The 17,230-nt window shown below is 36.2% G+C and carries 16 protein-coding genes; 6 read left to right on the forward strand and 10 right to left on the reverse strand.

All coding sequences use genetic code 11. From position 1 onward, the window contains the following. Nucleotides 1–8: 8 nt before the first annotated feature. The 3 genes from R8495_RS05160 to R8495_RS05170 are packed head-to-tail and all read left to right on the forward strand — an operon-like array spanning nt 9 to nt 2,591. Complete coding sequence (locus R8495_RS05160) at nt 9–305, forward strand: malonate decarboxylase subunit delta (protein WP_317636455.1); 297 nt, start codon at nt 9–11, stop codon at nt 303–305. Continuing rightward, on the forward strand, nt 298–1,980 hold the full coding sequence (gene mdcD / locus R8495_RS05165; RefSeq protein WP_317636456.1) for a biotin-independent malonate decarboxylase subunit beta: 1,683 nt from the start codon (nt 298–300) through the stop codon (nt 1,978–1,980). The genes R8495_RS05160 and mdcD overlap by 8 nt, the downstream gene beginning before the upstream one ends. Continuing rightward, complete coding sequence (locus tag R8495_RS05170; RefSeq protein WP_317636457.1) at nt 1,953–2,591, forward strand: malonate decarboxylase holo-ACP synthase; 639 nt, start codon at nt 1,953–1,955, stop codon at nt 2,589–2,591. Before mdcD ends, R8495_RS05170 begins: the two co-directional genes overlap by 28 nt. A gap of 40 nt (nt 2,592–2,631) precedes the next feature. Here R8495_RS05170 and R8495_RS05175 read toward each other — a convergent pair whose 3' ends face one another. Both R8495_RS05175 and scrK read right to left on the reverse strand, forming a co-directional pair. Next, nucleotides 2,632–3,849 carry an ArgE/DapE family deacylase gene (locus tag R8495_RS05175; protein ID WP_317636458.1) on the reverse strand — a complete coding sequence of 406 codons (1,218 nt, stop codon included), beginning with the start codon at nt 3,847–3,849 and terminating at the stop codon, nt 2,632–2,634. A 53-nt stretch (nt 3,850–3,902) separates the two neighbouring features. Continuing rightward, nucleotides 3,903–4,778, reverse strand: a complete 876-nt coding sequence (gene scrK, locus R8495_RS05180) for a fructokinase ScrK (RefSeq protein WP_317636459.1) — start codon at nt 4,776–4,778, stop codon at nt 3,903–3,905. Nucleotides 4,779–4,886: 108 nt separating this feature from the next. Between scrK and R8495_RS05185 the strand changes: the two genes are divergently transcribed. After that, entirely contained in the window at nt 4,887–5,888 is a 1,002-nt protein-coding gene (locus tag R8495_RS05185; RefSeq protein ID WP_317636460.1) for a lactonase family protein, read from the forward strand. Between the two features lie 23 nt (nt 5,889–5,911). On the opposite strand, the gene R8495_RS05190 is transcribed toward R8495_RS05185, so the two are convergent. The 6 genes from R8495_RS05190 to R8495_RS05215 all read right to left on the reverse strand — a co-directional run bounded on the left by R8495_RS05190 (nt 5,912) and on the right by R8495_RS05215 (nt 13,316). Next, nucleotides 5,912–7,336, reverse strand: coding sequence for an oligosaccharide flippase family protein (locus R8495_RS05190; RefSeq protein WP_317636461.1), 1,425 nt, complete (start codon nt 7,334–7,336; stop codon nt 5,912–5,914). Between the two features lie 55 nt (nt 7,337–7,391). After that, the gene (locus R8495_RS05195) at nt 7,392–8,309 is read right to left on the reverse strand and encodes a manganese-dependent inorganic pyrophosphatase (protein ID WP_317636462.1); all 918 of its coding nucleotides are present in this window, start codon (nt 8,307–8,309) and stop codon (nt 7,392–7,394) included. Beyond that, nucleotides 8,309–9,262, reverse strand: a complete 954-nt coding sequence (locus R8495_RS05200; protein WP_317636463.1) for a LysR family transcriptional regulator — start codon at nt 9,260–9,262, stop codon at nt 8,309–8,311. The genes R8495_RS05195 and R8495_RS05200 overlap by 1 nt, the downstream gene beginning before the upstream one ends. Nucleotides 9,263–9,329: 67 nt before the next feature. Further along, a complete protein-coding gene (gene pflA, locus R8495_RS05205) occupies nt 9,330–10,175 on the reverse strand; it encodes a pyruvate formate-lyase-activating protein (protein ID WP_425613269.1) in 846 nt (281 codons plus the stop codon). Nucleotides 10,176–10,218: 43 nt separating this feature from the next. Beyond that, nucleotides 10,219–12,480, reverse strand: a complete 2,262-nt coding sequence (gene pflB / locus R8495_RS05210) for a formate C-acetyltransferase (RefSeq protein WP_317636465.1) — start codon at nt 12,478–12,480, stop codon at nt 10,219–10,221. Nucleotides 12,481–12,878: 398 nt separating this feature from the next. Continuing rightward, nucleotides 12,879–13,316 (reverse strand): PAS domain-containing protein, encoded by a 438-nt coding sequence (locus tag R8495_RS05215; RefSeq protein ID WP_317636466.1) that lies wholly within the window; start codon nt 13,314–13,316, stop codon nt 12,879–12,881. Between the two features lie 42 nt (nt 13,317–13,358). Between R8495_RS05215 and R8495_RS05220 the strand changes: the two genes are divergently transcribed. Continuing rightward, the gene (locus tag R8495_RS05220; RefSeq protein WP_317636467.1) at nt 13,359–14,123 is read left to right on the forward strand and encodes a hypothetical protein; all 765 of its coding nucleotides are present in this window, start codon (nt 13,359–13,361) and stop codon (nt 14,121–14,123) included. A 2-nt stretch (nt 14,124–14,125) separates the two neighbouring features. Beyond that, complete coding sequence (locus tag R8495_RS05225) at nt 14,126–14,839, forward strand: histidine phosphatase family protein (RefSeq protein ID WP_317636468.1); 714 nt, start codon at nt 14,126–14,128, stop codon at nt 14,837–14,839. Here R8495_RS05225 and R8495_RS05230 read toward each other — a convergent pair. Then, complete coding sequence (locus R8495_RS05230; protein WP_317636469.1) at nt 14,831–16,003, reverse strand: nucleoside transporter C-terminal domain-containing protein; 1,173 nt, start codon at nt 16,001–16,003, stop codon at nt 14,831–14,833. The genes R8495_RS05225 and R8495_RS05230 overlap by 9 nt on opposite strands. A gap of 5 nt (nt 16,004–16,008) precedes the next feature. Next, complete coding sequence (locus R8495_RS05235) at nt 16,009–17,202, reverse strand: bifunctional metallophosphatase/5'-nucleotidase (RefSeq protein WP_317636470.1); 1,194 nt, start codon at nt 17,200–17,202, stop codon at nt 16,009–16,011. Nucleotides 17,203–17,230 lie beyond the last annotated feature (28 nt).

The raw sequence follows: 17,230 nt of genomic DNA on the forward strand, positions 1-17,230 counted from the left end.
ATATATTTATGGAAAAATTACACTTTTCGTTTCCGGCAGATAAATCAATTCAAAAGCCGGTCCATATTGGAGTTGTTGCTTCTGGAGACTTAGAAATCATTATGTACCCATCAAAAAATAAAGAGGCTGAACTAAATATTGTCACTGGTAGTGATGGATTTAAAAATGTTTGGGAAAATGTTTTAACAAGATTCTTTGATCGCTACTCTATTTTAGCCGACTACGAAATTAACGATTTTGGTGCGACTCCAGGTGTGGTCAACTTAAGATTAACTCAAGCAATGGAGGCGTTAAAAAATGAATAATAGTATTGTTGAATTAAGGGCACGCGAGCGGGCCTTTGCACTTTTAGATGATCATCAAGGAAACGAGTTAATCGGACCATTTGACAACATGATCTCCCCTCACCTCGAACCGCAAAACATTGTACCAGAAAGTGACGACGGAGTTGTCATTGTTAGAGGAAAAATCGATAGCAAAAATGTTGTAATCCTTGCAATTGAAGGTAAATTTCAAGGTGGCGGCATCGGTGAAGTAAGTGGCGCAAAAATTGTTTCAGCACTTGAACACGTTTTAAAAGATAACCAAAATGGTAAGAAGGTTTACCCAATTATCATTTTGGATACCGGCGGAGTTCGTCTTCAAGAAGCTAACTATGGATTGCTTTCAATATCTGAAATCCAAAACATGATTGTGGCAATTAAGAAATACGTTCCTGTAATTGGTTTAGTGCCAGGACAAGTCGGCAGTTTTGGTGGAATGTCCATTACAAGTGCCTTAATGTCCTATTTAATTGCGACTGACCGGGCGCGCGTTGGTTTAAACGGTCCAGAAGTAATTGAACAAGAAGCCGGCGTACAGGAATTTGATTCGAGCGATAAAAATTTAATCTGGAATACTTTAGGTAGTCGGCAACGCCAAAAAACTGGCATCGTTGATGAAGTTGTGTCTGATGATGTTGAAGATTTTAGAAAAGCAATTGCTAAAGTTATTGATCAGAACTTAGATGCTAAGCGCGCGCAACAGAGTGACTTTTATCTTTCAATGTTAGAAAATCTTGATCCTGCAAAACCACTTGATATCGAAGCTTACCAGACGATTTATGATCAAGTTAAACCAACTAGCCACCATTTGGCAGAAGCTAAATCAGGTAGTGAAAAGACAACTCCAAGTCGGGGTCGTCAGTGGTTTGAACAGTTAACCAGTATTAAAGATGCGACAAGTGAATTATCAACGGTTTTACATGCAAAACATGACGGCCTAGAATACATTGCAATTGTGCCGGATGCTAATAATCGCTTCCCTCGGGTACGTCACGGTGAAGTTGGCTTATTGGAAGGCTTTGGAGTTGCGAGCATTATTAACGATTTAGTTGCCCAGGATAAAGATAAAGAGGAAAAGACGCCAATTATCATGGTTGTCGATGTTCCAAGTCAAGCATATGGCTATAAAGAAGAATTAATTGGGATTCATCTTGCACTAGCTGCCAGTGTAGATGCTTACGCTAAGGCCCGTCAAGCAGGACATAAGTTAGTTGCATTTATTCCAGGCGATGCTGTTTCCGGTGGTTTTTTGGCCCATGGCTTGCAATCAAACCGGCTTATTGCTTTAGATGATCTAGCAATTACAATTCAGGCAATGAGTAAAGCTAGTGCTGCAAGAATTACTCAAAGGACAATTGCTGAATTGGAAAAAGCAACGGAACATGTTCCAGCAATGGCATATGATATTGAGAATTATTCGAAACTCGGTGCTTTGTATAAATTACTTCCAGGAATTAAGGGAACTGACAGTAGCCCGCAAGCAATTAAAACTGTCGAAAATGCTATTTCAGAAGCTCTGAGTAGTTTAGACGATGAACCGAGAGACTTTAGCTTCCGTTATACTAATCCGGTTGCAGTTAAAGAAGGACGCGTTGCTACCAATAAAGTTAGAAAAATGATGGATGAACAATGGGACTCCCTGAGCCACACACACTAGTTAAAATTAAAGATTTGACTCGCTTTTTTGACGAAAACCTCCAAATACCCGAATGGTCTCAAGATATCTTGCAGCAAACCCCGTTCGTAATTGTCAGAAGAGGCTCAAATAACTCATCATTGCCGGTTGGAATTAGAGGATTTAAAAAATCACAACGTTTCGCTGCAGATCTTAGCTTCGATAACTGGGAAGATCCAGTAACCCCGAGAGATACTAAGGATTTAATTAGTTCTGTGACCGAAGAACAATTGCAAAAACCAGCATTCAAAACTTTACATCAGATTTCACCTTTAATGATTAAATATAATTGGGGAGTTTCAGGTAGTCTTCAATTTGAAGTTGTCACTAAAATCCCAATGGTTAATCCTAATAGCGATTTAGATGTAATTATTACGGCTGATCAAGTCGAGTTCGATCAGCAGACAGCCCTTGATTTAATCGATCGATTGAATCAGTTTAAGACTCACGTGGATGTTCAAATTGTTCACGGTCAAAACGGTTTTTCACTCGAAGAATATGCTAATCAGCGGGCAAAGACTATCTTGGTAAAAACAGCTCAAGGACCTCAACTTGTTGAGAATCCTTGGAACTTCATTTTAAATTTTAAGTAAAAAAAATCTCTTAATTCAACAATTAAGAGATTTTTTATTTTTAAGCGAAAAATTCAGTAAAAAGTTCTTTATAGATTTCAATAAAATCAAAATACATTTGTTTGGTAACATATTCGTTATCTTGATGAGCATTATTTTCACCAGGACCGAAGACAACGTAATTAAACCCATTAGGTCGATCAAATAAGAATTTAGAAGCATCCGTACCACCTGAAACGCCCATAGTTTTGATTTCCGTAGTAGAAAATGGCATTCCCGTTAATCTAGATTGTTCTTCAGCAAGTTTGATTTGTTCGGGGGTATATTTGATATTACTCATATATGGTTTTGCAATTTTTTTGATTAGCTCAATGATTTTGCAATTGACATCTCCGATGATTGGAATAATATCCATTTCAACATCCATTGAGATGTCGCCCCTTGTTGAATTATTATAGTTTTCAATTTCTTGCTTAATTAATTTAAGAATGGATTCATTGTCAAATTCAGGAATGGTCCGAATGTTTAAGACAGCTTCTGCTGAACCAGGAATGGCATTAGGTTGAGTGCCGCCTTTAATGATATCAATATTAAACACTGTGTCCCCTAGTACTTCGTTGTGGGCATTGCCTCCTTTATTCTTCATCATTTCTCTAATTTGATCAAGAATGTTTAACAAATGTTCCACTGCGTTATTACCTAGAGCAGGCATCGAGCTATGAGCAGCTTTGCCCTTTGACTTAATGGTTATGTCAAGCTCGCCTTTATTAGCATAAACGGCTCGATAACCACTTGGTTCACCAATTAACAAAGTGTCGACGTCTTTCATATAACCGTCTTGGAATAATTTTTCAGCCCCCGCCTGACCTACTTCTTCACCAGCTGTTGCTAAAAGACGGATGGTTCCGTTAATTGGTGTTTTGCTTTCTTTTAATTCAATCATTGCAATGATCATTGCAGCTAAACCTGATTTCATATCAGTTGAACCACGGCCATATAAATTTCCATCAATTTCTGACATCTTGAATGGATCAGTTTTCCAATTCGCTAATTCAACGTCGACCACATCCATATGCCCAGAAATAGCAAGAACAGGCTTGCCTGAGCCGATTTCGGCGACTAAATTGGCTCGGTCAGGACCAATTTCTACAATTTCACTTTTGATATCATATTTTTTTAATAGTTCTTGCAGGTATTGGGCGACAGGTTTTTCGTGGTCGTTAACCGATTTAAAGCCAACCAGTTTACTTAAAATCGACAATTTGTCTTGTTCATTCATTTTATCAATCCTCTCTTTTTAATATTATAGTAGATATGAGTGTTTTTGCTTTTTTATTCCGACTGAACTCGATAAGCTAACGCAAAGTTACCAAGTGTTGCTGATCCGTTGTCTTTAACACGAGGCATTTGAATGTATTGTTTTAAATCAGGTACATGGACATATTCATTGAGCATGTTTTTAAAATGTTTACGGACCTTAACTAAAAATTCTTCACTGACTACTCCACCGCCAAATACGAGGTTATTAGGTCGTAAAATCATCGTCTGCTGGATTGTGGCTTGGGCTACGTAGTAAGCCATTATGTCCCAAATTTCGTGAGTTTTAGGGACGTCAGCACCATTAACTCCCAAGCGTGCTTCAAAGGTTGGTCCAGCAACTAATCCTTCGAGACAATCTCCGTGAAATGGACATATTCCCTCAAATTCTAGGTCATCAGGATGTCTTTTAACAAAAGTATGTCCCATTTCAGGGTGTCCGATTCCTTGGAGGATTTTTCCGCCTAAAACTGCACCGCCACCTACACCGGTTCCAACTGTATAATAAACCAAAGAATCTATTTTTTCGTTATACAATTGGGCAGTAACATATTCGCCGTAAGCTGAGGCATTAACATCAGTAGTAAAGTAAATTGGAACATTAAGAGCTTTACTAATTGGTCCAACAAAATCAGTTTGCCGCCATTTTAATTTTGGAGTATCTGTGATAAATCCGTAATTTGGATTATTTTTTTGTAATTCAATTGGACCAAAAGAGGCAATCGATAACGCCTGTAATTCTGGAAACTGTTGAAAGAATTGAATTGTTTTTTCAATGGTCTCTTTAGGATCATCTGTTGGAAATTGTGTTTTATGCAAAATCCTATAATCTTCGTCCCCCACGGCACAAACGAATTTTGTCCCACCTGCTTCAACGCTGCCTAATAACATTAATGATTCCTCACTTTCTTTACTGTCAAAATTATATATTTTTCTTTATTTTATCACAGCTGATGGTCGAGTTTGGTTTATAATTAAAGAAAAAAAGGAGTTTTTCGAATGAAAATAATTAGTGGTGGCTATACCAAAAAAACGAGCAAAGGGATTTATATAAGTAACTATGATACTGAGGCCCAGGTGGTTTCAAAACCGGAATTGTTGATTGAAGTTGATAATCCCACCTACTTGGCAACTTATCAGGATACGGTTGTTTCTGTAGTTAAAGAAGGTTCCAAGGCTGGGATTGCTTGTTATAAAAAACAAGACGATCAATATAAACAAGTTTCAAGTTTTTTAAAAGATCAGACCCCGCCTGCCTACGTTGCAGTAAATCCGGAACATAATTTAATCTTTGATGCTAATTATCATATGGGCACAATTAATCTCTATTCACTGTCTAAAGAAGGCCATATTGACCTTTTAGATACGTATACAAATCATGGCAAAGGAGTCAAAGAAGAACAGGATTCCTCGCATTTTCACTATGTTAATCTAACCCCTGACGGCAAATTGATTACTTGCGATCTGGGAACTGATGAAATTATTTTCTTCGATATTACAGATAATAAGCTAACCCCAACTGAAAAAATTAAAGTTAATCCTGGCTTTGGTCCGCGACACGTGATTTTTAATCCCAACGGAAAATATTTCTATTGTGTAGGAGAACTTGGTAGTGCGGTGAAAGTGTTCACTTACGGAGAATCAATCACCGAATTGCATGAGTACCCAACTATCCCTGCAAGTTATCAAGAGCATAACGGAGCTAGCGCAATTAAAATCACTAAGGATGGAAAGTACCTTTATCTTGCCAATCGGGGTTTTAACTCAATTATCGCCTTCTCAGTTCTTGATGGAGGCTCTAAACTGGAGGAAATTCAAAATATCTCTACCGAAGGTGATTTTCCCCGCGATTTTGCCCTGGATGACAAAGATCAATTATTATTTGCCAGTAATCAAAACTCAGATAATGGCACGATGTATCAAGTTAAAGAAGACGGTACACTAAAAGTAATCCAAGCAAATGTTCAACTGTTTGAACCCACATTTGTTGAATTCGTTTAATAAGATTTTTGAGACACTCCACTTTAGGGGTGTTTTTTTGCGATTTTCTTAAGGTCCCAGACAATATCCAGCCTAAAAATAAGGGCTAAAATAATCCAAAGAACTGTGATGAAAATTGTTCTAATCACTAAATTGATAAACAGACTAAAATGTAGAGGCAAATAACAACCAGCTGCAAGGACAACGATAAAGATTAAAAGACTTTTCCAGCTTCCTTTAAACAGATATTTAAGATCTAAATCTTTACGACAAAGAAAAATAAAAAGGAAAAATACCAGCGCTTCACATAAACAAATGGTAAAAGTTGCTCCGTCTGCGCCCCAATGGAAAACACCTAAGACTAAGAAATTTGAAATCAGTGAAACAGCAGCAGCTAATAAAGTTGGAACTGAATATTTGACGTATTTACCCTCAGCTAAAAGATATTGGTTACTGAAAACTCCACCCACGGGGATAAAGACGACAATCATTGAGGCAAAGAACAAATTGTTGATACTTTGGTAATAACGTGGCCCAGAATACCAAAGGACAAAATCGTGCGCATTAACCATTAGTCCAGAAGCGCAGAATAAAGATAAAATGAGTGTATATTGCAGCGATTTTTTAAGTAATGCCATCATTTGTTCTTTAGACTCTTTGGCCTCTAATTCAGCTAATTTTGGCATTATAATTGAACTAGTCGATGCAATAACCGTATAAACAGCAGTAATCAAAACTTGCACTTGCGAATAGTAAGATAATTGAACCGCATTTGATAAAATTTTTACTAAAGTTTGATCAAAAGAAGTATAAACTTTGGTTGCTAGTAAAGGAATGACGACAATTAATGCTGACTTTAAGTATTTGTTTTTGAAACTTAAATCTCGCAAGCGAATTCTTTGTCCCAGGTCCTTTTGCATCCGGAAAAAGAAAATAATATTGGCAAGATAAGTCACGCTATTAATCAGAATGTAGATCCAAAGATCTTTTTCACTATGAATAAAGACAAAAATCAAAATGGTGATTGACACTTTAATCAAAGTGTTTCTAATAATTACTTCTCTGGCTTCACCTGTTCCCCAAAAATACCACGAGAGATCAAAGACATAACCCAGAAGATAAGGGATTTCAAATAGAAAATAAACTTTAAAATCCATAAATAAAAGCACAAAAACTGTATAAGCAATCAGTGTTGCAATTCCGACATAAAATTGAATTCCCCAAAGTTGCGTAACTTCGTGATAATGGTCTTCTTTTTGACTGCTTGCAATAATTTTTGGACCGATTTGGATCATTCCCATACCAATCAAAACGCTTAAAAATAAAGGAATTGAATTAACGTATGAATTGATTCCAATTTGACGGTTAGTAAAAACGTGCTGGACGTAAGGGAGTGTAATAAAAGGCAAGATTACATAAATTGCCTGATAGAGTCCGTTGTAAATTAAATTTTGAACTAATTTTTTCATTAAATACCAATAAAAAAAGGGCTAGGGTTTAAATTTCCCCCTAACCCCTTTTTTTCTATTCCATTTCTTTTGTTAGGTTCGGAACGATCTGCTTTTTTCGTGAGACGACACCTGGAAGGTCAATAATATGGTCATTTACTGGCCCATCAAAAGCTTTTTCTACCGCTATTTGATCAACTCCATAGAAAATACCTTTCGAGTTTGAATCGAGGATGTTAGTGACTACTAGTAAAATATCATCATATCCTTGAGTTTTCAACTCCTGTTCAATATCTTCTTTCAAACCAGGTCGATTGAGCACTTCATCAATATCAACTGTATTGACCTGTCCAATTCGGACCTTTTTACCGTTCATTTCAAACGATTTCGCATCACCTTCAATAATATCGTGATTTGTCCGATTTGCCAAATTGGTACCAGCTTTTAAAAGTTCCATCCCATAAGCTTGGTAATCTTCAACATCAGCAATTTTAGCTAATTGCTCAACCGCTTTACGATCTTGGTCAGTTGTAGTTGGACTCTTTAAAAGTAAAGTATCAGAAATAATTGCACTAAGCATCATTCCAGCAATTCCCTTGGGAATTTCGATTTGGTCTTTTTGGTAAAAATCAAAAAGAATTGTTGAAGTACAACCAACTGGTTCAGCGTGATAAAAAAGTGGAGCATCAGTTTTAAGATCAATTTTATGATGATCGACAACGTGAGTAATCGTTAAATCATTAAAGTTTGCAACTGATTGATTTGCTTCATTATGGTCAACTAGGATAACCTTTTCAGTGTCAGCTTTCTCGATAACTCGCGGCATTGTTAGGTGAAAATAATCTAAGGCAAATTTTGTTTCTTCGTTTGGCTTGCCAAGCGCCACTGCTTCGGTTTCAACATTTTGATGTTTAAAATAGTCAGCTGCAGCCATTGCAGCGCCCACTGCATCAGTATCGGGATTTGTGTGTCCAAAAACTATCTCTTTATCCATTATTGCTCCTCAACTAGTTCTTTTAGTCTGGTTAAAAAATCTTTATCTGTTAAATATGAGTTAAATGCATTTAAAGTCTTATTAAAAATCGGAATTTTCAGTTTACTAGGCCGATATATTAATGCAATATCAAATTTAATTGCTGGACTGAAATGGTAGATATAACTCTTTTCTTTCACAAAAGGAAGGCAAATTTCTGGGATTGCAGTTAATGTATTTGCCTTTTGAGAAAAGTTTAAAATGTTCTCAACTTGTGAAAAATGGGCAGAATACTTGGGCAAAAGAATGTTTTGTTTTCTAAATTGCTCTGCAATAATCCGGTCCAAATAATAACCTTCAGGATAACCAACCCAAGGGTACTTTCTTGCTTCCTCTAGGGTGATTTTGTTGCCATCTTTAATTTTAAACGGACTGACAAGTAACAATTCAGTTCGACAGAAACGATAAGTTTTATAGTTATTTAAACCAATAAATGAATTATCTGGCAAATAAATAATTAAAACATCGACTGAGTCAGACTCGATTTGTGATCTTAGACCATACCGCATTACTGATTTTACATTAAAATCAACATTCGGTTCTTCTTCTTTGAACTTTACGATAAAGTCTATTATCACATTAGCAGGCATTGAATTAATGATTCCAATGGTAACTGTATCGTGATGATTTTCGCTAACTTGTTTAATTTCATCGTTTGCTTCAGAAAAAATACTGTTTACCTTTTGCGTTGCATTTAAAAAAATTTCCCCCGCTTCAGTTAAGTGAATTCGTTTCCCTTCTATATAAAATAGTGGCGTACCAACGCTCTCTTCTAACTTTTTAATTTGCTGAGTCAATGCAGGTTGACTAATCCCCAACTGAGCAGCTGTTTCTGTGTAACTAAGATTACGCGAAAGAGCTACAAAATATCCAATCGACCGCACTAAAAAAGTTCTATCGTGTTTTGACTTCAATATTAATCCCCTCATAAAAAAACTACCTATTTGATTATACTATTAAAGCAGTTCTTTTACAGGTTTTTTAGATAATTTTTGGTCGCCAATTTTTATACAAATTATAATTAGAGGTTTTTAAGATTTTTTCGGCGTTTTTCACTCTTTCAGCTGTTGGTGGTTCAATACCTTCTAATTTATAAGGAATTTTCATTTCATGGTACTTTCTGACTCCTAAGGTGTGGTAAGGAAGGATTTCCACCTTTTTAACGACGTCATTTGGAATCTGTGCGATATAGTCTGATAATTTCTCTAGATCTTCATCAAAGTCGGTTTTTCCAGGTACTAACACATGACGAATCCACATATCATCGTGGTTTTCGCCCATATATTGGATCATTTCGAAAATATTTTTGTTATCAACGCCCGTCAATTTTTTGTGTTTAATTGGATCAATTTCTTTAATATCAACAAGAGAAATATCGGTATATCTCATTAACTCCTCGAACTTACTAAAGAAGGGTTCTTTCCAAGTAAATGGATTACCAGCTGTATCGAGACAAGTGCTGATGTTTCTTTCTTTAGCTTTTTTGAAAATATCGAGCGTAAAATCAATTTGAACTAAAGATTCGCCACCACTTAGTGTAATCCCGCCTTGTGGACCCCAAAACGCCCGATATCTTTCAGCATCATCCAATATTTCTTCAGAAGTCATCTCAGTTCCAACACCGATATTCCAAGTGTCGGGATTATGACAATACATACAACGCATCCGGCATCCTTGCAAAAATGCAACGTAGCGGATTCCCGGGCCATCTACGGCTCCAAACGATTCGGTTGAGTGCACGTAACCTTTGACTTTTTCTTCTTTTTTAACTTCAACTGTATTTTCGTAAATATTCATTAGTTTAACCATTCCATTCCCGATTTTAATAAAAAAAGCAGGATTACTCCCACTTTTTTAAATGATTGTTATTTTACATTTCTTCAAAGAATGTACGAGCAATTACATCATCTTGTTGTTCTTTAGTTAAATCAGCAAAGTATACACAGTAACCAGATACTCTGACCGTCAAGGTAGGATACTCTTCTGGATGTTTTTGTGCATCAATCAATGTATCGCGGTTAAATACATTAACATTCAAATGCATTCCATTATTAACCATGTAGCCATCAATCATATTTACCAATGAATCTTTCCTAGCTTCTGTATCGTGTCCGAGAGTGTTAGGTGTAATTCCAAATGTGTTTGAAATACCGTCGGTAGCGTATTTATAAGGAATTTTTGCAGTTGACATTAGAGATGCTAATGCACCGTGAGTTTCAGCTCCGTATGCAGGGTTTGCACCAGGTGAGAATGGTTCACCAGCTTTTCGACCATTTGGCGTTGTACCAGTATTCTTACCATAAACAACGTTAGAAGTGATGGTCAAAACAGAAGTTGAAAGTTTAGAACCCCGATACAATTGATGAGTATTCATCTTTGTATAGAAAGTCTTAACTAGCCATTTAGCAATATCATCAGCACGATCATCGTTGTTACCATACCGCGGATAATCATCATTATCAACAGCAAAGTCTACTGCGACGCCATCTTCGTCGCGGATCGGTTTTACATGACCATATTTAATCGCACAAATTGAGTCAACAGCGTGTGAGAAGCCAGAAATACCAGTAGCAAAAGTCCGATTTAGACGAGTATCCTTTAATGCAAGCTGTGCTGCTTCATAGTAGTACTTATCATGAGAATAGTGAATGACATTCAAGGCATTGACATAAACATCAGCCAACCAGTCCATTTGTTTATCAAACTTATTCATGAATTCATCATAATCGATATATTCACTTGTAATTGGTTCGTAGGCAGGTCCGACTTGTTTATGTCCTAATTCATCAACTCCACCGTTAATGGCATAAAGGATAGCCTTTGCCAAGTTTGCCCGAGCTCCAAAGTATTGAACCCCATCAGCAATTGGTTGTGCAGATACACAGCAAGCAATTCCGTAATAATCAGTTCCCCACTGTGTTCTCATCAGTTCATCATTTTCATATTGAATTGTTGAACTATTGATTGAAACTTCAGTTGCATAACGCTTGAATCCTTCAGGCAGGCGATCTGACCAAAGTAAAGTAATATTTGGTTCAGGAGCTGCACCCATATTTTCCAAAGTCTTCAAAATTCTAAATGAAGTCTTAGTTACATGATGACGTCCATCCATTCCCATGCCAGCAATTGACAAAGTTGCCCAAATTGGATCACCTGAGAATAATGAATTGTAGTCAGGAGTTCTAATAAAGCGAACTAATCTTAATTTCATGATGAAATGATCAACTAATTCTTGAGCTTCAGTTTCGTCGATAATTCCGTTATCAAGATCGCGTTGGATGAAGATGTCAATTACATCATCAAGACGTCCTACAGACATTGCAGCACCGTTTTGAGTCTTAATCGCAGCCAAATATCCAAAGTAGATCCATTGAATTGCTTCTTTTGCATTTCGAGCTGGCTTAGAAATATCATAACCGTAAGCTGCAGCCATCTTCTTCATGTCGTTTAATGCCCGATATTGATCTGATACTTCTTCACGAAGTCTCATTACTTCTTCGGTCATGTCTCCGTCGCCAATTCCAGCGTAATCTTTTGCTTTTTCTTCCATCAAGTGATCAATGCCGTAAACAGCAATTCGAGGAAAATCTGAAACAATTCGACCACGAGCGTAAGCATCAGGAAGTCCAGTCACAATCTTATAGTGGCGTGCCGCCCGCATTTCTGGATCATAGATGTCAAAAACACCTTGGTTATGAGTTTTATGCCATTCGTTAAAAACTTTGTGCATTTCGGGATCTGTTTCAAATCCGTAAGACGTTAAGGCGTCTTCAGCCATTCTGATTCCACCAAATGGCATAAATGCACGCTTAAGTGGAGCATCAGTCTGTAAGCCGACAATTTTTTCTAGATCCTTATTTAAATATCCTGCTCCATGAGAAGTAATTGTACTTGGAATATTATTGTCAGCGTCAAGTACACCACCAACTTCGCGTTCTTTTTTCTTTAAATTTAAAACTTGGTTGTTCAATACTGTAGTTGCTTCAGTTGGGCCTTCAAGAAATGATTCATCACCATCGTAACCTAAGAAATTTTCCTGAATAAAGTCGCGGATGTTAATTTCATCCTGCCAGCTACCTGGTTGAAAGCCTTCCCAATATTCAGCCAACCCGTTTTTAGTCAACTGTTTCATAAATTTGTACCTCCGATTAATTCACCTAACTAACAAAATCATTGTAAGTGGTTTCACTCTGAATTGCAAGAAAAAAATTATTTTTTTTGATCGTTTACCAACCTAATTCTAAAAGTTTGATTATAAGCATTAAACTTTAATTTCGATTAGTTTTAAAAAACTTAAGAAACATCAACTTCCAAATCGAATCGTCTAAGTAAAACGAAGAAGGCTGCTACTAATGAATTATGAAGATTTAGTTGCATTAGGTTTGAAAGATGATGGAAAAAATTGAAGTAGTCTTTTTATCTCAACAAAAGTTCCAAGAATTTAATCAAAATAAAGCTATAGATGATTATTGTACGTCCAATGGATATTGATTTGTCGCAATTAAATCAATATCCCTCGTTAGAAATTGGTCAAGATGACCCTTTACTGAATCTTTTTTTAATTAAATCAGCCATGTGTCCTAGTTTGGTTTTGCCAACCAAATGAGATACATCTTGAGTTACTTCAATACATCCTAAATATTTTTCGTTTTCGTCCTTGACGGCATAAAAACTAATTTGAATTTGTTTTCCTTTGGCGGGAATTACCATGACTTGTTCGTTTACTGTACCATTATGCATTTGGTCTAATAATTTGATAATTCGATCTGCACTCTTAGACGGATGAACGTCTAAGACGTGTTTATTTAATGCGCTTGGTTCTCGATCAAAAATGCGCTCGGAATTATTTGAGTACCAACGAATAATATCTTTCTCGTCAATAAAGTCGAATTCCTGCGGTATTATTCTAAAAATGTTTTGCAATTGGCTTAAATTTAAACTACCAGTTGTTAAATCGATTTGTTCCATTAGCTAACCCCTTTCATTTGTGTTTGCTATAATGAATTTAATATGATTAAAAAAATTCTGATTTTACTTTTAAGTTTGCTGTTAGTTACAAATATGGCGGCTTGTGATCGCAATATGATGGATCCAAAATTTAAATCATTAAGTCGTGATGAAATTGAAAATGCGAAGGATAAAGGAGTCGCCTTAGCTCCTAAGATTGAGGCAAAATCTGCTAAAAAATTGATTGGTAAGAAATTTTCCTTTAATGATAAAGAAATCGAGGATCCTGATCAGACAAAGGGTTTAGGTGAAAATTTTCTGCACTTAAAAAAAGATAAAACTTTTATTTTGGTTCAAAATTCTACTTTTAAAGAGAGAGAATCAGGAGAAGATAGTTCGCATTTTATTTACATTGAATTAAGTTCGGGTCATTACAAAATTTCTGAGAACAAAATTACTTTAATCGTTGATGAATATGCTGAATTGACTCATCAATTGTATGATGAACCTCGGCGGCTCAATAATTTCAAGACCAGCTATGAAAAAACAATTGTAAATAAAAAACTATTTTCGAAGTTTTCCAAGAAAATTCGTTCAAAATTTTCAAAGGGTGTAATTACATCATCTTCCATTTTTAACTATTCAATAACAAAGAAAGACAACAATTGGCGTTTCAACTTCAAAGCTAATGATTCCGGTAAAGTTTATCCGGGTGGGTACCTTCATCAGTATGATCATGTTTATCCCATTCCTAATTCGATCAAAGATTATATTTCAGATAAAATTATGAATGGTGAAATAACTGAATCGAAAAAAGAACAGGAGTAACAATGAATACAACAATATATTTGGTAAGACACGGCGAAACAACAGCTAACGTGATGGGACTCGTTCAGGGCTGGTGTGATTTCACCTTGACTGAACAAGGACTTTTGGGAGCTGAGTATTTGGGGCGCGGAATGAAAGATATAACTTTTAGCGCGGCTTATTCAGGTGATTTAACGCGGCAGGAGAAAACCGCCCGTGAAGCACTGAAATATTCCGGTAATGCAGAAGTGCCTCTTCAAATCACTTCTGATCTAAGAGAAGGAAATTACGGCAGCTACGAAGGCAGAAAATTTCCGGAAATTGCGCAATATTATGGTTACGAAAGTTTCGATGTATTTCTTAAATCGTGTGGCCCACTTGCCCAAAATAAGATGCAGGATTTTTACTATCAAGCAGATCAAAAAAATCTGCTCAATACCAACTTGCCCGAAGCGTATCGGGCAGAAAGTTCAGCGGCAGTTGAAAAACGAATGAGCAACTGCATAAGCCAGATCGTCAAAAAAGAAGAATCAGCTGGCGGCGGAAATATCCTAGTGGTTAGTTCAGGTATGTCAATTAATCTATTTTTGCATCAAGCAAAAATTCCCGAATATACTGGGACAACTCTTAAAAATGACGCTGTAACTAAAGTTGTTTATCAAGCAGAAAAATTTAAATTAAGTGGCGAAATTGGCTCGTTAGAATACTTCGAGCGCGGTCAGGAAGATTTAAAATGAGTAGAAAATCCCAACCAAAGCACCATTGATGATACTGACAGAAATTGCTACTAAAAATAGCTTTAGCGCATGTTTAGCGACAACCTCTCCTTTGCCTTCGTTGGTCATGGTATGCATAATTCCAAGAGTTGTTCCTAAGTTTGGCAGATTAGCAAATGAGATCAGGAAAACGCTGACGATCGCTTGAGTTTTTAATGGGACACTATTTAAATTAATTTCATTGATGGCGACGAAAATATTTGTGAAAGTTTTGGTTGCTAGAACCGTACCCGCACTAATTACTGAATGCAAATCGACTCCCATCAAGAAAGTTACTGGAGCACAAACATAACCTAAGATTGCAGTGAGTGAATGACCGCAAATAGCTTTAAAAATGATATTAATAAAAGTAATCAATCCGACAAATCCAATGATTGAAACTGATATATTGATTGCTAAACGGAAGCCCAAATTCATGCTATCAATTAATCTAGTAATTAATGATTTTTTATTATCATTAGCCTCTTTAATTTCGTAATCGACAGTAGAGATATCATATGGAGCCACAATTTTAGCTACGATAATCGAAGTGAAAAGATTTAAAATCAAAGCGATGATGATAAATTGTGACTTAATGATATGCATATAAGAAGCAATCATTGTAAGGGTTGTGTTCGACATAGTATAAATCGAAAGAGTGAACAGCTGGTTGTCACTCATTTTTTGCATTTGATCCTTAAATGGTACGAAAACGCCATTACTGACAAGCGGATAGCTCAGGATCGTAAAGGCATTAATTTCATCAATGTGAAAGAGCTTTTTCAAAACTTTTCCCACGTATTTGATAATAAATGGGAGAATTCTGAGGTATTGTAGAATTTCAATTAAGGCACAAATGAAAATTAATGGTAGCAACACGTCTAAGAAAAACTGTGAGGCTGCCTGCGGATTCTTTATATTACCAAAAACAAAATCAACACCTTTTTTGCTAGATACAGTAATAATGTTTAAACTGCTTGCAAGACCTTTTAAGACCCAGTCACCGACAGTTGTATGCACCATAATGAACAGTACTACAACCTCAGTTGCAAATAGATAAATGATTGACTTATAATCGATTTTTGCTCGATCAAAACTAAAAAAATACAAAAGTCCCAAAACAACAATAATTCCAACTAAACCCATTAAACTTAATCCCCTAATCTTTGTTGTAAATAAAATAAATATTGATCAAAAATATTATGAACGAATTCTTCTTCCAAGCGGTATTCAGGTACTTCATACGAATTGGTCAGAACTAGAAAATCTGTTGCATCAGCCTGGTGATTTTCTTCCTTGATAGTCCATTCTTGCTGTATGAAATTGGAATATTCGCTGGCATTTAAGTGATAAATTCTAACGCTGTAAGGAACTGGAAATGAATCAATTAATTCTTGATTGCTGTTGCCTTTAAGCTTTAAAAATATCCCTAAATTACAGCGCCCAAATTTCTGTTTGAGAAAAACTTGTAATTTTGAAATATCAACCGGATGCTTTAACCAATCCTGATATGATTTTGAATCATAATACGTTTTCTGCTCTGAAGGAAGTTTTGCCAGCTCAACAATTTTACTAGTAACTTCCGTTGGTTTCCCGGATTCCATGTTAAACTTCAAGTGTCCGTAACAATTACCAGCATAACCGCATTGAATTACCGCTGTATTGTTAACTTTCCCTTGATTAATCCAGTGTTGATGGCCGCAAATAAATCCATCAATTCCAGAAATTTTGCTAACCAATTTATAGGTTTCATCTTCACCGGTGGCATAAGTTGTTGATCTGCCAGTTGCTAAATCACGTTCAATCCCCCCATGATAGGCAACAATTAAAAGATCAACCTTTGATCTTAGTTCTTTAACGTTGCACTGGAGTTCAGTTAATGCATCTTTTACAACCAAACCATTCATGATTTTATAATCACTAATCATTGACATGCCGCTGGTCAAAACCCCGATAACCCCAATTTTTACATCCGCAACTTCTTTAATAATCCAAGGTTTAAATACTAGTTGATCCGTGCTCTTAAAAACGTTACAGCATAAATAATCGGCTTTTAAATTTTGGACTTGCTGCTCTAAATAGCTTAGCCCATGATCAAAGTCATGGTTTCCAGGAGCCATGATGTCGTAGTGACAATCATTGGCAAAATCCACCAGCGGTGAAACGTTTTTTTGGAAGCTAAAATATGAGGTCAATGGATTGCCAATGAAAAAATCACCATTGTCGATCAAAAGAGCATTAGAGTATTGATCTTTGATTTTTGAAATTGCCAAAGCTGAACTGCCAGCATTTTCTTCAATAAATCCATGGACGTCTGTTGTTGCTAAGATATTGATTTCAGTCATTTTTCCTCCTGTTCAATTTAACTCAAAA

Origin of the sequence: Xylocopilactobacillus apicola (assembly GCF_033095985.1) — a bacterium.
In the GTDB taxonomy this organism is placed as follows: domain Bacteria; phylum Bacillota; class Bacilli; order Lactobacillales; family Lactobacillaceae; genus Xylocopilactobacillus; species Xylocopilactobacillus apicola.